Origin of the sequence: Stutzerimonas stutzeri, from assembly GCF_024448985.1 — a bacterium.
Taxonomy (GTDB): Bacteria; Pseudomonadota; Gammaproteobacteria; order Pseudomonadales; family Pseudomonadaceae; genus Stutzerimonas; species Stutzerimonas stutzeri_AP.
Window position 1 is genome coordinate 1 of record NZ_JAMOII010000010.1, and the last position, 13846, is coordinate 13846.

Genomic DNA, 13846 nt, shown 5'->3' on the forward strand with positions numbered 1-13846 from the left:
TTGGACGAACCTTACAGCATTGTAATGAAGTTGGTCGAAACGGGTTAGATAGGAGCCTGTCGTATTTTTTGTGCCTGCTTAATACGCTTATGGGTGTATTCGGCTAGTAGGCACCGGCGACATACAACTTTCGAAACCTGGAGAACACAATGACAAACTCAATGTTCGCTTCCTGTATCCAAGCTTGTTCGAACTGTGCCCTAGTATGCGAAACGTGCGCCTCTGCTTGCCTGCGTGAGGATGACGTAAAAATGATGGCTCGCTGCATCGAGCTTGACCGCGATTGCGCGGACATTTGTAGGTTGGCCGCCACACTGATGAGTCGCGAAAGTGAGTACGCTAAAGAATTTTGTGCTCTTTGCGCCAAGATCTGCCGTGCATGCGGAGAGGAATGCGCAAAACATCAAGTGGATCACTGCCAAGAGTGTGCCAAAGCGTGTATGAAGTGCGCTGAAGAATGCGAGCGCATGGCTGCGTAACGCCTATCTACTCCTGCTCTGGCACAACCGAGATTGGTGTGCCAGAGCCGCTTGGGGAGAACAATAAGAAACTTCGCGCGCTTGATATCAGACGTACAAGGCTTATCAAAAAAGCGCATACGAAACTCGCAATAGCCAAGATCGAATCGATCTGTGTCCAGCAGCATTTCGTTTAGCAGATAGACTTGCTCACCCTCAAAGCGCAAGGCATTCCCCTTGAGGAGGATCGAGCCAGCTATGTCCTACAACCGCCGGTAGCGCAACGTCGCGTTTTTTTCAGCCTTGCTATGCCGCGATGGGTGGTCTTTGCTTCGGGTCTATGGGGATGAAACGGGCGTGGAGAGCCGGCTGCGCCTCCATGTGGAGCCCGTCGACCTGCGTGACGCGTTAGTACTTAACTCCGCGGCGGTTTCTCGCAGGCGTACCATCCGCGATAGCCAATCATCAGGCCCTGATCAAGCTCAAAATTCAGATCTGCGATAGATTTTTCGCCTGTAGGCTTTTGCACGGCCCCGTCTTTCCCCAACGCTACATTGACGTTGATGCTTTCGGCGGCGAGGGAGGCCCCGCCAAAGAGCGCAGAATAGCCTTGAGTTGGTTCGCTGGACAGCTGTACCAACTTGCCATGAATTTTTATAACCCCCTTGGCGCCCCCGCTTTCCCCATCATGCTTGATCGCGACTACGGGTGGGCTTTCCGCGGTATAAACGAAAGTGCAGTAAGGGCCTGAGCCGAGTACCTTGTCTACTTCCGCTTGATCAAGGGTTTGCGGGTCAATAGACGGAATGTCGGGACTTCCTATAGCGTCACGGGCGCTTACCACTTCAGGTAGGGGGGGCCGCATTGTTGGCTTATCCAGGCCTTCACCAGGAGCCGGGTCACCACAAGCAGTGAGTGCCAGAGCGAAGGTCGTCATGATGGTCTTGGGAAGAATGGCCCGGGCTATAGCGGGTGCTCGATACAGTTGCATCAGTTAGCCCTCTCTAGATCATGGATGAGAAACTTCATCTCAGCTATTTCTCGGCGCTGAGCCTCAATGATTTCGTCAGCCAGTTTGCGGACCCGAGGGTCTGAAATCTGAGCGCGCTCGCTTGTCATGATAGCTATGGAATGGTGGGGAACCATCGCCTTCATGTATTCCGTGTCGCCTACCGTTGCCTGGCTACGAACAAGCCACAGCGCAATAGCAAAGGCCGCTGCACTGCCTGCGAATATGGCAATATTAACCGATTTTCGTTTATACATATTAAGCATGAATGCGAGCATAACTACGGCCATCACCGCGCCCATCACTAACGCCATCCAAACGCGGGTCTCGCTCCATAGAACATGTTCAAATGCGTATGTATTTAAATACATAACGCCATACATGATGAGGGTCGAAGTTGCTATCATCGCTGCAAAGCGCCAGTAAGACATTTGCATGAACTAGTTCCTCTTTAATGGGGGGCTACGGCCGAATCGTTTTTTCCAAACTCAGCGTATTTTTGCGCAGTCATGCCTGGAAGCTGCATCACGAATGCTGTTATCGCCCAGATTTCGTCGTCGTTGTGGGTCGGGCCGAACGCGGGCATTGCGCTCATTCGAACGCCGTGCTTCACCAGCCAGAACACCTCATTGGCTTTCCATTCAGGAACTACGTCGGGAAGGTGTGGGGGCTGCGGCAGCATTCCCCGAGCCCACTCGCTTTTCTCAACACCGGGTGCCCCATGGCAATGCTGGCACATGGCTTGATAAGCACTGCCACCTTCAGAAACCGTTTTTGCACTGAATTGCGCGGGCGGTTTAATGGAAGATGCACCATCCGCAACCGACGATTTCATAGTCGTGTCCAAAGCCCAGCGCACTAATGGTTGATGGTCTTCCGTCGCTGCGACGTTATAGGCCCCCGTGTAAACAACGGTAATCCCGACAATAGCACCCAGCAACAGGGTTCCAGCGATCCCAGCGGCTACACCAGTAGCTATACATTTCTTGTTCGACCTCACTGTGTACCTCGCCCATTGGTTTGTTTGAGGAAGAGAAACCAGCCTGCGGTGTCACTTAAAAAGGACAAGTCGAGAGTTGTGAGGTTTCGATTTTTTTGGAAGCTTACAGAAATGTAATCATCACCCAGCTTAAGCGCCCATTAGGTAGCGCGGGTTTGATAAGTGGACTTGACGCGCTGACGCTATCGAAGAATGAACCAATAGGGCGTTAAATTAATTATAAGAAAGCAGACGAAACATGGGCATGGAGTCGAGTCTGACCGGCCTGAGCGGCATGAATCATTGGACGGTACAATTCTGATGGGCCTGCTCGCTGAGACGAGCGCCCTAGGCCTATCTCAGGGGCTTGCAAGACAGGCCATTATTCGCTTGAAACAACAATCTCTCGATTCGATCGTGCTCTTCCGGTGTCGGTAGTGCGGATGAGTCTATATTGCCTGCACTGTCTGACTTGCAGTTCGGCGAATCAGCTTCAGGGTGGTAACCACCAGCTTCGTCGAACGCTACCCAGCCGTACCATTCTCGGATGACTTTGGAAGGACGGCCATCTTCTATTGCCACATACCAGTCGGCCAATCGGAAACGTTTACCGGCAAGCGTTGAGGTAGCCTTTTCAGCTCGAACCAACGCCAGATATTGTGGGTGCGGCAGTTCATCTACGGCGCCGGTTTCGTCAAGCAAGAACGTGAACGAGGCGTGCGACCGCTGCTCTGTGGAACCGGTTCGCTCCTCTTCCTCACCTAAGGTAAACACAGGAGCAAAACCGCCCCCCTCTGTTCGGAAGTTGGTTGTCTGGCCTTGGTAGACCCTGGCAGCGTTCCACTGCACCTTGCCAGCATAAGCGTATGCGCGCAGGTCAAACTTCATTGGTCGTACCTGAGGGTCAGCGATAGTTCTACGCTCGCCAGGAGCCAAGAGGGACTGGGCCACGTAGTTTCCGCCAACGATTTCTTCCCACACACGCTTGGTGAGCTTGTCTCCTCGGTATGCCCCGCGACTACCAAAACCGCTAACAGGCTTGAAAAAGAGGCTGCGGCGTCTCTCCCAGAGTTGCTCCGCATTGCGATGCTCGACCGGGACAGTAAGCGGGACGTATTGGGCCAACACGGCTCGGACTTGCTGATCGACGCCAATCTCTTCCAAAAAAAGTGTGTTGGTTAGGTCAACCAGCCGGCGTTTGTCGGCGTAAAGGGCATAGGCCTGAGGGTGTGGCGTTACCGTCACGACATCAGCCAAATAAGCGCTGCGCAGCGCGCTGCAATTGTCGCGTTCCAGATAGAAATCGGTGAGTCGGTTGTAGACGAGATCCACAGGCTTTCCGTCGATCATGAGGCAATCGTTGTGAAAGGCTAGATCGGCTGGGTCTACGATTATGCAGTCGATTCCTGCTGACTCGAATAACCGCTGAAAAAGAAGAAACTCCGGGTACAGGTATTGGGCTTGTGGGCTTTCATCCAAAATCACCACGCGCTTGAGCGGTGCCTGCTCGCCGCTCGCAGACCATTCCTGGACGAACATATCCAGAATCGACTGCTCGAAGCCGTCGGCCCCTTCCTGACCTGGCGATAGTCCGACTACGCCGCTGCAACAACTGCGCTGAGCGCGGGCGAGCAATACGTTTAGCATTGCTCCGCCCGCATTTGTGTTTATTTCGATAAGCCCCAGCTTGTCCTCTTCCAGATGAAAATCGTAGCCAAAGAAGACGCCCCGCGCACCCCGAGGGTCGTGTCGCGCAATAGGAGGCGCAGAATCCAGAGCATGCTCTCGCCAACCCGGCAAGCTCACGGTCTGCTCGATGGCCTGAATAACCTCACTCACCTGGCTCAGCTGCAAGGATGAAACAAAGACCGGTCGTGCAGCAAATACATGGGGGCAACGTGACTTCAATAGCTCCGACAGCTCTGGATCCCCAAGCTGTTCAGTCAATGCGTCTGCGAGCGCAGCTTGATCTAGGCTTACGCAGAAGCACGCTTCGTTGAGCGCTGCGGCTGTCGTACCGCATTTTCTCGATGAGGACGCTTGCACGGGAACCTCCAGAACCAAACATACAGCTTCGAAAGTCTCGGCCTCTTTCGGTTCAGCCTGGCGTTTCTATGAGCGTAGGTCAGGGTCGTTGCTGGCACTCTGCCATTAACTAGACATAAGCTTTGGAAGCGTCATTGTGAAAGTCGTATGCCCCTCAGCTGATTCGCAAGCGATGCGCCCTTTGTGCGCTTCGACTATCGAACGAGTGATAGCCATGCCGAGGCCCGCATTCATGGTGGTTCCTTCGCGCCTTGCGGTGTCGACCCTATAGAATCGATCAAACACTCGGGCCTGAAGCTCGGCTGGAATCGTTGTGCCTCGGTTGGATATGGCTGTGCAAACCGAGCCACCGCTCTCGCTTATTTCAACGCTGATGGTGCTGCCTTCCTCTGCATATCGAACTGCGTTAGAGACTATGTTTGAGACGGCCCGTCTCAGCATCGATTTATCGCCATGTACCGATCCATCGCCTGAAAGCGCGATTTCTACCTTTTTGTCCTCGGCTGCAAGCTCGTAATATTCGATAACGCTCGCGGTAATCTCAGCCATGCTGGCATCTTCGGCATTGGGCGTAATCTTCCCGTTGTCCGCTTTGGCGAGAAACAGCATGTCATCGACCATCTTTGACATGCGCCTAAGTTCTTCGAGGGCGGAATACAAAATGTCTTTGTAGTCGGTATTCTCGCGGTCGCGCAAGAGCGCGACCTCCATTTGGGTAAGCATGCTGTTCAGCGGCGTTCTTAGCTCATGCGCGATATCCGCTGAGAAACCTGACAATCTGAGAAAAGAGTCGTCCAAGCGCGAAAGCATTTCGTTGAAGTTGTCTACGAGTTCATGCAGCTCGCCTGGCACCGACTCGGTTGGAATTCTGGTATCTAAGCAGTGGGCGGTTACCGTAGAAGAAGTCTTGGACAGTTCGTCTATTGGTTTTAAGCCTTTCCTGATCAGAACAACACCTAACGCGCCACTCAGAAGTGCACTAACGACAAGCGTATAAGCAAACCACTGCTGAATCATATCGAAGAAGTGGATTCGGTGCGTTACATCCAAAGCCAAATAGATAACAGTGTCCTGCCCTTCTACCCACCGATTTACTTTTCTGGTAATTCCGCTGTACTGGTGGCCACCGAAACTTACCGTCCAGCGTTCCTCTTGGATGTCTGTGACAAGAGGTAGCAAGCTCTCAGACAGATTGTGATGGGAGTAAACCGTCTTACCGTCTACTACAACCGCAGTCGCGAAGCCAAAGGAGTGCTCAATAACGGCATCGATCCTTGAAGCGGTCTCAGGCCCGAATTCTGAACTGCCGCGTAGCATACGCTCTACTGCAGCAGCCTTTTCATTCAGCACCTGTGCGTCTTTGCGTTCGAAATGGAGCTGGCAAAAATAATTGAAGCTGATTGCGGCGGCCAACAGCACAACCGTAACCACGAGCATGAAAGCTATCGCCATTCTGCTCGTCAGTGACACTTTTCCCATCAGTACGGTCCTGGTTAGGCCATCACGCACAAAAAAGCAGGTGGGCACCCAGAAAAGGTGCCCGACCTGCTTCGATCATAGTTGCTCGCACTCTCGTATCCTAGGCAGCGTCTGGGTTTTCCCCATTTTGCGAGTGGCCGGCTTTGGCCGCCTCCATCATTTCACGACACTCTTTCATCATTCCACGCATGTCGCCCATCATTTCCATATGCTTGTCGCCGCTCATCATGCCGGTTTCTGAATGGCTTTGGTCCGCTTTATCTGCCGCTGCGAAACTCAGTCCGCTCGCCAGGGTGATTGCAATTGCTGTTACTGTAATGGTGTTTCGCATGTTAAATCTCCAAGTTCAGTGGGTTATTCGCTCTTGCTTAACAAGGTGCTTTCGCCAACGTTGGGCTCCTTGGGCTTGTCGCACTTACCGCTAGACATATGCTTCATGCATACGACCATCATCAACAAGCAGGGCAAGAGAAAGAGCAGGCTTGGCAGCGTCGTTGCCAACGCCCCAGTGCTTTGGTTCAGGAGCATGTAGCCAACCACAGCTACGGTTAGACCGGTCACGATCGGATTGCGCTGCAGTACACTTTTCATTCTCGAAAACAGGCTGCTCATATCATTACCCTCGAATATTTAATTTGCAGGTTAGCCGTTGTTTACGCCTACCGGTGCGCTCAAAAATTCCACCGTATGAATCTCCCCGTCTGGGGTCTTTACCTTCATTTCATATGTCTGAACTTTTGCAGTAGTCCGATAGTTCTGAATCATTTCAGTCGTACCGGTCGCCCCTGCAGGTGCGATGCTCAGCACTTTGCCTTCTTTGACAAGCTCTTTAAGAGTGAGATTGGATCCTGCAGGATCATTTAGGCGATGCATTGTCCGATCGCTTCCGCCTTCGGCCATTGCAAGAGAAGACGCAACGGTCAGAATAAAAGGAACGATTACTTTGGTTATACGGTTCATGGTTTGCACCTCTTGGTTAGTTGATGCCTGTAGATTAAAGGCTTGCTACTTACAAGAAGCTGTTGCCAAGGTTACAAAGCTGTAATCGCTCATTTTTTTGTTGGTACGACCGCCGCGTCTGCGGCGGTCGCTTTCTGTGCTTACCGTTTTTCGATACGCGTAATGGTGGAATCCATGCCTTTCGAGGTGAACTCGAATTCGACCTGGTCTCCTTCTCTTAACTTTTGGAGCTGATCAGGCTTCGCTTTGAAACCCATCGTCATAGATGGCCAACCCAGCGCCTCGACCGGGCCGTGGGCAATAGTGACGGTTCCCTTTTCCGTATCTACCTTCTTGACCGTGCCGGTCGCAGTGGCCGTCTGTCCGGCTGGTTTCTGGCCCATCTGCATATCCATGTCTTTATGATCCATCGGCATGTTCATGCTTTTGTGATCCATCGGCATGTTCATGCTTTTGTGATCCATCGGCATACCCTGCATAGGCTCTTTGTCAGCAGCATAGGCGGCCGGTACCAGAAACAGTGTGGCGAGAGTGATGTGCTTGATATTCATGGATGTTCTCCAGTGGGTTTGGTTGCGTGCTGGGCCTGCAATTGTCGGCGGCGCATCAGCAGGTAGGCTGCCGGCAGAACGAACAGGGAGAGCAACGGCGCGGTGATCATCCCGCCCACCATGGGCGCGGCAATACGGCTCATGATTTCGCTGCCGGTCCCGCCGCCCCAAAGGATGGGCAGCAGGCCAGCGATGATCACGGCGACGGTCATGGCCTTGGGGCGCACTCGCTGGACAGCACCTTCACGAATGGCGTCGAGCAGGACGCCTTCGCCATGGGCTCCAGCGTTAACCCGATCCGTCCAGGCGTTCTTCAAATACAGCAGCATAATGACGCCGAACTCAGCAGAAACGCCTGCCAGTGCGATGAATCCGATTCCTGTCGCTACGGATAGGTTGTACCCGAGCAGATATAGGAACCAGACGCCCCCGGTCAGAGCGAATGGCAGCGTAGCCATGATGAGCAGCGCCTCGCCAAAGCGGGCAAACGTTAGGTAGAGCAATACAAAAATGATCAGCAAGGTAGCCGGAACGACGAGCTTCAGCTTCGCGTTAGCGCGCTCCATGAATTCGAATTGGCCGGAATAGCTGATGCTCATGCCGGATTCGAGCTGGACCCCTTTGCTGATCTTTTCCCTCAGATCGCCCACCACAGCCGCCATGTCGCGGCCACGAACATCGACGTAAACCCAGCCCGACAGCCTTGCGTTTTCGCTTTTAAGCATGGGCGGTCCGTCTGTCACCTGTACTTTGGCCACGGTCCCCAACGTGATCTGGCTGCCTTGCGGCGTGTAGATCGGTAGGTTGCGCAGATCGGATATCGAGTCGCGCCACTCGCGGCCATAGCGGAGGTTGATCGGATACCTGGCGAGCCCTTCCACGGTTTCACCAATGGTTTGACCACCGATGGCACCGGCCACGATCGATTGCACGTCCGCGATATTCAGGCCGTAGCGTGCGGCGGCGACACGATCGATATCCACATCGATATACCTGCCGCCGGTCAGTCTCTCAGCAAGCGCCGAACTGACCCCAGGCACCGTTTTGGCGATTTTTTCCACTGCCTGGGTGGCTTTGTCGATCTGTGCCAAGTCAGTGCCATACACTTTCACCCCGATCGGGCTCTTGATACCCGTCGCCAGCATATCGATACGGTTTCGAATCGGCGGGATCCACAGATTGGCTAATCCAGGTACCTGTACGGTGCGATCCAACTCCTCAACCAGCTTGTCAGGCGTCATCCCAGGGCGCCATTGATCCTTCGGCTTGAACTGAATGGTCGTCTCGAACATTTCCAGCGGGGCGGGATCTGTAGCGGTGTCGGCTCGACCAGCCTTACCGAACACGTGTGCAACTTCTGGAACCGTTTTTATGAGCCGGTCCGTCTGCTGCAGTAGCTCAGAAGCCTTCTGAGAGGAGAGGCCTGGAAGCGCAGTGGGCATATAAAGGAGGTCACCTTCATCCAGCGGGGGCAAGAACTCCCCACCAAGGCGAGAGGCCGGCCACAAGCCTGTCAGGAAGACCAGAACAGCCACCAGCAGAGTCATCTTGGGCCAGCGCAGTACCGCGTCCAGGGCCGGCTTGTAGATCCAGATGAGGCCACGGTTGAGTGGATTGCGGTGTTCATCCGGAATCCTGCCCCGTATCCAATACCCCATGAGCACCGGAACCAGTGTTACCGACAGACCCGCGGCCGCTGCCATTGCATAGGTTTTGGTGAACGCCAGTGGACCGAACAGCCGGCCTTCCTGCGCCTCCAGGGTGAACACTGGAATGAACGACAGCGTGATGATCAGCAGGCTGAAGAACAATGCCGGCCCCACTTCAACAGCCGCGTCAGTAATGACCTTCCAGTGCTCCTGGCCCTTCAAGGTGGAGTCAGGATGCCGCTTGTGCCAGGCCTCAATGTGCTTGTGGGCGTTTTCGATCATGACGATTGCTGCATCGACCATCGCTCCGATGGCGATCGCGATGCCACCCAACGACATGATGTTGGCGTTGATGCCTTGCCGCTGCATGATCACAAAAGCAATCAGGATGCCGATCGGCAACGACACGATGGCGACCAACGACGAGCGCAGATGCCACAGAAAAATCGCGCAAACCAACGCAACGACAATGAACTCCTCGATGAGCTTGTGCGTGAGGTTTTCAACGGCACTGTCGATCAGCTTGCTACGGTCGTACGTCGTGACGATTTCGACGCCTTCGGGAAGGCTCGCTTTGAGCTCATCGAGCTTGGTTTGAACGGCAGCGATGGTTTCCCGAGCGTTCTTGCCGCTACGCAGGATCACGACTCCACCGACTACCTCACCTTCGCCATCAAGCTCGGCAATACCCCGGCGCATTTCCGGGCCGAGCTGGATATGCGCAACGTCCCCTAGCGTCACAGGCACGCCGCCTTCGAGACGCAAAGGAATGGCTCGAAAGTCCTTGAGTGTCTTGAGATACCCGGTCGCACGGACCATGAACTCGGTTTCGGCGAGTTCCAGAACACTCCCGCCGGTTTCACGGTTGGCCTCATCGATCGCCTTTGCGATCTGCTGCTGCGTAACGCCTCTGCTGGCCATGCGTACGGGATCGAGTACCACCTGGTACTGCTTGACCATCCCGCCTATGGGCGCGACTTCCGCCACGTTGGGCAGTGTCTTGAGTTCATAGCGCAGGAACCAATCTTGCACAGAGCGCAGCTGCGAGAGGTCATGTTTGCCCGTTCGGTCTACCAAAGCATATTGGTAGATCCAACCGACACCCGTGGCGTCAGGTCCCAAGGCGGGTTTGGCGGCGGCGGGAAGCCGACTCTGCACCTGGCTCAGGTACTCCAGCACCCGCGAACGGGCCCAATAGAGGTCGGTGCCGTCCTCGAACAGGACGTACACGTAGCTATCCCCGAAGAAGGAGTAGCCGCGGACTGTCTTCGCGCCGGGGACAGACAGCATGGTCGTCGTCAGTGGGTAGGTGACCTGGTTTTCAACGATCTGAGGCGCCTGCCCCGGGTATGGCGTGCGGATGATGACCTGAACGTCGGAAAGGTCAGGCAACGCATCAACAGCGGTGTTCTTGACCGACCAGACACCCCAAGCCACCGCGAACACAGTAGCCAGTAGGATCAGAAAGCGGTTGGCCACTGACCAGCGGATTATGGCTGCGATCATTGTTGGCCCCCGAGCTTCTCGATGCGCTCGATGACCAGGCCTTCGTCGCTTTCACGCACGCCAACACGGACACGGTCGTCCACTTGCAAGCCTGACAGCAGAGATTGATCGGCAACCGGAAAGGACATGGTCATCCCAGGCATGTTCAGCGTCTTGAACGGCCCATGCGACAGGCCAACCAGGCCATCTTCCAGGCTGACGATCGTACCTTCAGCCTCGTGCAAAGCAGGTTTGACAGGCGGTGCCGTCTGCTCCAGACCCCGAGCGGTCAGCCCGCGTAGGCTCGCCTCTGAATCCAGGAGGAACTGACCGGACGCCACGACCTGCTGACCGGCTTCCAGCCCGTCGAGCACCTCTGTTTTGTCATCGAACTCTCGACCGATGCGGACCTCAACTGGGCGGTAACGGCCTTCATTCTCAGCCAGCATCACCAATGCGCGCCGGCCGGTGCGAATGACCGCCTCGGACGGGATGACCAAGGCATCTTCAACGTTGCGACTCAATGTCACCTCGGCCGTCATGCCGGGGCGAAGCCGCTGCTGCGGGTTGGGCAGTTCGACCCGGACACGCACAGTGCGGCTATCCAGGTTGGCTTGCGACAGTACCGCCTGGATCGTGCCTTCCAGCGTTTCACCCGCAAAAGCAGGGAGGCGGGCTGTCACCGACTGCCCCGGCGCTAAATTTGTGATCTGCGCTTCAGGCACCGCAACCTCTAGCCAAACCGAGTCCAGCCCATTGATGCGTGCGAGAGAGGCGCCGGCGGGGACGGTCATGCCCTCGCGGACATCGAGACTGTTCAACACGCCACCGATCGGGCTCGTTACGGTCCATACGGGGCGCGCCTTACCGGTGCGTTCCAGCTGAGCAATGACATCTGCCGGCATGCCGGCAAGGCGTAACCGCTGTCGGGCCGCCGCGAGCAGTTGGGGTTGGCCAATCCCTTTGAGCGCCAGGTACTCTTCCTGTGCAGCAGCCCATTCGGGAACCAAAAGATCGGCTAACGGCGCGCCTTTTTCAATGACGTCTTCCGGCGCTCGGTCGTAAACGCGCTCGACGAAGCCCCCGGAGCGCGCTTGCACGACAGCCACGTCTCGCTCGTCAAACATCAATGCGCCTGTCGCTTCGAGCGACTGGCTAATCGATTCGCGCGTTGCGGTCGCCAGGCGCATACCCAGGTTCTGCGTCACGCTCGGATCGATGCTCATCGACGCCCCGTCACCGCCTTCATCGGCATAGCGCGGAACCAGGTCCATATCCATAAAGGGGGATTTGCCTGGCTCATCGAATTTCTGTTGCGGATACATGGGGTCGTACCAATAAAGCACCTCCTTTTCGCCTTCCGCTTGCGCAAACACAGAGGTAGACAGACCGACAATGCCCACAGTAACGATAATCAGCGGAAGGCTTAGGACGACGGCCAGCCGCTTGAGTAGAAATGTCATGGTCGGGTATCTCCAAAGGCAAAATGCAGGCGGGCGTTGCTCAGCGATCGGTCGCGGGCTACGTCAATACGACGCAGGCGAGTCTCAACGAGCTGGCGGCGCGCATCGATCACTGCGGTCAGTTCGCCGGTCCCGGCGCGGTAGTCCGCCATGGCAAGGCGGACCTTTTCCTCGGCGAGTGGCAGTAGGGTTTCTTCAACACGTGCGAATGCGCGGTCAAGGCGCTGATATTCAGCCAGGTCGGCGGCCAGCTCCTGGTTATGCATACGCAACATCGCCTGACGCTGCGCCTCGATCTGTGTGAGGCGCGCTCGCTCAGCCGCGATCTTTGGATCCTGCCGAGAGCTGGTAAACAGCGGCAGGTCGAAACTGACGCTGAGGTTGACCATGTCGCCGTATTCTCTGCCGCGACGTAGATAATCGACTCCCCAACTCCAGTCCGGTGTTTTCTCAGCGATGGCCTGGCGAACTTTTGCCTCAGCTTCACGAGTCATCGGGTCGAAGGCGAGCAAAGCCGGATGGCGGTTCAGGTTGTGCTGATAGTGATCAACGTCGGTAAGCCATCGCGGCCAGTCGCCTGTAAGCGGCTGGTCTGCTGGCTCGCCTATCCAACGGCGGAGGTCGGCCCGCGCAACAACCTGGTTGCGCATCAGCTCATCCTCTTGATCAGCAAGCAATGCTGCCTCTTGCTTCGGAAGTACGCTGTCTGCGGTTTGCCCACCGCCGCCGGCAATGCGCGCCTGAACGGCCCGGGAAAACAGCTGATTCTCACTGTAGAGCTGTTTGAAAAGACTCAGTTTCTGCTCGACCGCGAAGCTAGCGATCCATGCCTCGGCAGTAGCCTGGCGCACGCTGAGACGTTCAATGGTTTGCTGAACGTCTGCGAGCGCAACACTAGCCTGCGCAGCCTCGACACGGGCGCGCCTTTTCGCTCGGTTTGGAACATCTTGCATGACCCCAACCATTTGCATGGTCATGGCCTCTTGGTCCAATTGCCAGCGTGAGTCACCTTCAATGGGTACGTTTTGCAGCCCAAGTCTAAGTTTGGGGTCAGGGAGCTCGCCGACAGGGATTGCAGCGTTGCGCGCGGCTTGGAGATTGGCGGCTTGCGCATCCAGCGAAGGCGCGTCTTGCTCGGCCAAGCTCAGGGCTTGTTCTAAGGTTAGAGCTGATGCGAGCTCGGAAAATGAGAGCGCGCCCATGATCAAGGCGGCCACGTAGGGAGGCGCCCAGCGGATACGGGGTTTCATTAAAAAAGAGTTCCTGATCTTCCATGCGAGCCAAAGGCGCGCGGTAGCCGGCCCGAATCTTCACATCCGGGCGGTTCCTAGAATTTGATCGGGATCAGACGCGGGGTGGATGCCAGACTACGTCCAGAAGACGAGAAGGGATTTGGTCGTTATAGGGCGTGGTCACGGGTCTAGCAGCAGGGACCAGCTGCGCCTTCGCAGCAACGATCTGAAGGAGGCTGAGGGTTTTGCATTCTTGCCCCGTCTTGCAGACGGTCGTCTTCCCTTGCTCATGCCCTTCACAGCACTCGGGCTCAGCGCCGCTGACGCCAGACATCAACGCGTGGCTGGCTGCCATGGCCTCCATGCCTTCCATATCAAGCATTACATGATGCGCTGACGACCCAACCGGCATGAGCAATTGCGCCATCCCGTTGATCGGAAGCGCAAGCACTAGCAGCAGGATAAGGAAGGAGCGCATGTAGGACTTCATATTTTTTCAGCTTACGGGGCAATTCATGAGCAATCAATGAGGCAA

At 55.7% G+C, this 13846-nt stretch carries 14 protein-coding genes; 1 reads left to right on the forward strand and 13 read right to left on the reverse strand.

Annotation, left to right across the window (positions count from 1 at the left end; genetic code table 11):
* The first annotated feature begins 149 nt into the window (after nt 1–149).
* Complete coding sequence (locus tag NA647_RS12445) at nt 150–479, forward strand: four-helix bundle copper-binding protein (RefSeq protein ID WP_100550038.1); 330 nt, start codon at nt 150–152, stop codon at nt 477–479.
* 394 nt (nt 480–873) lie between these two features.
* On the opposite strand, the gene NA647_RS12450 is transcribed toward NA647_RS12445, so the two are convergent.
* From NA647_RS12450 to NA647_RS12510, 13 genes are all read right to left on the reverse strand, one after another.
* Entirely contained in the window at nt 874–1449 is a 576-nt protein-coding gene (locus NA647_RS12450) for a DUF6692 family protein (RefSeq protein ID WP_221103347.1), read from the reverse strand.
* Nucleotides 1449–1904, reverse strand: a complete 456-nt coding sequence (locus tag NA647_RS12455; protein ID WP_100550036.1) for a DUF305 domain-containing protein — start codon at nt 1902–1904, stop codon at nt 1449–1451. Before NA647_RS12455 ends, NA647_RS12450 begins: the two co-directional genes overlap by 1 nt.
* Before the next feature lie 14 nt (nt 1905–1918).
* Nucleotides 1919–2407, reverse strand: coding sequence for a c-type cytochrome (locus tag NA647_RS12460; RefSeq protein WP_226930360.1), 489 nt, complete (start codon nt 2405–2407; stop codon nt 1919–1921).
* A 393-nt stretch (nt 2408–2800) separates the two neighbouring features.
* Nucleotides 2801–4393: a hypothetical protein gene (locus NA647_RS12465; RefSeq protein WP_256057980.1), complete on the reverse strand. Its 1593-nt coding sequence runs from the start codon at nt 4391–4393 to the stop codon at nt 2801–2803.
* A gap of 204 nt (nt 4394–4597) precedes the next feature.
* Nucleotides 4598–5971: a heavy metal sensor histidine kinase gene (locus NA647_RS12470; protein WP_256057981.1), complete on the reverse strand. Its 1374-nt coding sequence runs from the start codon at nt 5969–5971 to the stop codon at nt 4598–4600.
* Nucleotides 5972–6071: 100 nt separating this feature from the next.
* On the reverse strand, nt 6072–6302 hold the full coding sequence (locus tag NA647_RS12475; RefSeq protein ID WP_041015593.1) for a hypothetical protein: 231 nt from the start codon (nt 6300–6302) through the stop codon (nt 6072–6074).
* 23 nt (nt 6303–6325) lie between these two features.
* Nucleotides 6326–6583 carry a DUF2933 domain-containing protein gene (locus NA647_RS12480; RefSeq protein WP_041015594.1) on the reverse strand — a complete coding sequence of 86 codons (258 nt, stop codon included), beginning with the start codon at nt 6581–6583 and terminating at the stop codon, nt 6326–6328.
* Between the two features lie 30 nt (nt 6584–6613).
* Nucleotides 6614–6931, reverse strand: coding sequence for a co-regulatory protein PtrA N-terminal domain-containing protein (locus NA647_RS12485; protein ID WP_045423048.1), 318 nt, complete (start codon nt 6929–6931; stop codon nt 6614–6616).
* A 140-nt stretch (nt 6932–7071) separates the two neighbouring features.
* Nucleotides 7072–7482, reverse strand: a complete 411-nt coding sequence (locus NA647_RS12490) for a copper-binding protein (protein ID WP_100549735.1) — start codon at nt 7480–7482, stop codon at nt 7072–7074.
* Nucleotides 7479–10637, reverse strand: a complete 3159-nt coding sequence (locus tag NA647_RS12495) for an efflux RND transporter permease subunit (protein WP_100549736.1) — start codon at nt 10635–10637, stop codon at nt 7479–7481. Before NA647_RS12495 ends, NA647_RS12490 begins: the two co-directional genes overlap by 4 nt.
* Nucleotides 10634–12079 (reverse strand): efflux RND transporter periplasmic adaptor subunit, encoded by a 1446-nt coding sequence (locus NA647_RS12500; RefSeq protein ID WP_100549737.1) that lies wholly within the window; start codon nt 12077–12079, stop codon nt 10634–10636. The genes NA647_RS12495 and NA647_RS12500 overlap by 4 nt, the downstream gene beginning before the upstream one ends.
* The gene (locus NA647_RS12505; RefSeq protein ID WP_100549738.1) at nt 12076–13329 is read right to left on the reverse strand and encodes a TolC family protein; all 1254 of its coding nucleotides are present in this window, start codon (nt 13327–13329) and stop codon (nt 12076–12078) included. Before NA647_RS12505 ends, NA647_RS12500 begins: the two co-directional genes overlap by 4 nt.
* A 94-nt stretch (nt 13330–13423) precedes the next feature.
* Nucleotides 13424–13801, reverse strand: a complete 378-nt coding sequence (locus tag NA647_RS12510; protein WP_100549739.1) for a hypothetical protein — start codon at nt 13799–13801, stop codon at nt 13424–13426.
* Between the last annotated feature and the right edge of the window lie 45 nt (nt 13802–13846).

Coding starts and splice junctions, on each gene's coding strand:
- NA647_RS12490 (WP_100549735.1), bottom strand. CDS start 7,482: ATGAATATCAAGCACATCACTCTCGCCACACTGTTTCTGGTACCGGCC.
- NA647_RS12475 (WP_041015593.1), bottom strand. CDS start 6,302: ATGCGAAACACCATTACAGTAACAGCAATTGCAATCACCCTGGCGAGC.
- NA647_RS12470 (WP_256057981.1), bottom strand. CDS start 5,971: ATGGGAAAAGTGTCACTGACGAGCAGAATGGCGATAGCTTTCATGCTC.
- NA647_RS12480 (WP_041015594.1), bottom strand. CDS start 6,583: ATGAGCAGCCTGTTTTCGAGAATGAAAAGTGTACTGCAGCGCAATCCG.
- NA647_RS12495 (WP_100549736.1), bottom strand. CDS start 10,637: ATGATCGCAGCCATAATCCGCTGGTCAGTGGCCAACCGCTTTCTGATC.
- NA647_RS12485 (WP_045423048.1), bottom strand. CDS start 6,931: ATGAACCGTATAACCAAAGTAATCGTTCCTTTTATTCTGACCGTTGCG.
- NA647_RS12500 (WP_100549737.1), bottom strand. CDS start 12,079: ATGACATTTCTACTCAAGCGGCTGGCCGTCGTCCTAAGCCTTCCGCTG.
- NA647_RS12505 (WP_100549738.1), bottom strand. CDS start 13,329: ATGAAACCCCGTATCCGCTGGGCGCCTCCCTACGTGGCCGCCTTGATC.
- NA647_RS12510 (WP_100549739.1), bottom strand. CDS start 13,801: ATGAAGTCCTACATGCGCTCCTTCCTTATCCTGCTGCTAGTGCTTGCG.
- NA647_RS12450 (WP_221103347.1), bottom strand. CDS start 1,449: ATGCAACTGTATCGAGCACCCGCTATAGCCCGGGCCATTCTTCCCAAG.
- NA647_RS12445 (WP_100550038.1), top strand. CDS start 150: ATGACAAACTCAATGTTCGCTTCCTGTATCCAAGCTTGTTCGAACTGT.
- NA647_RS12455 (WP_100550036.1), bottom strand. CDS start 1,904: ATGCAAATGTCTTACTGGCGCTTTGCAGCGATGATAGCAACTTCGACC.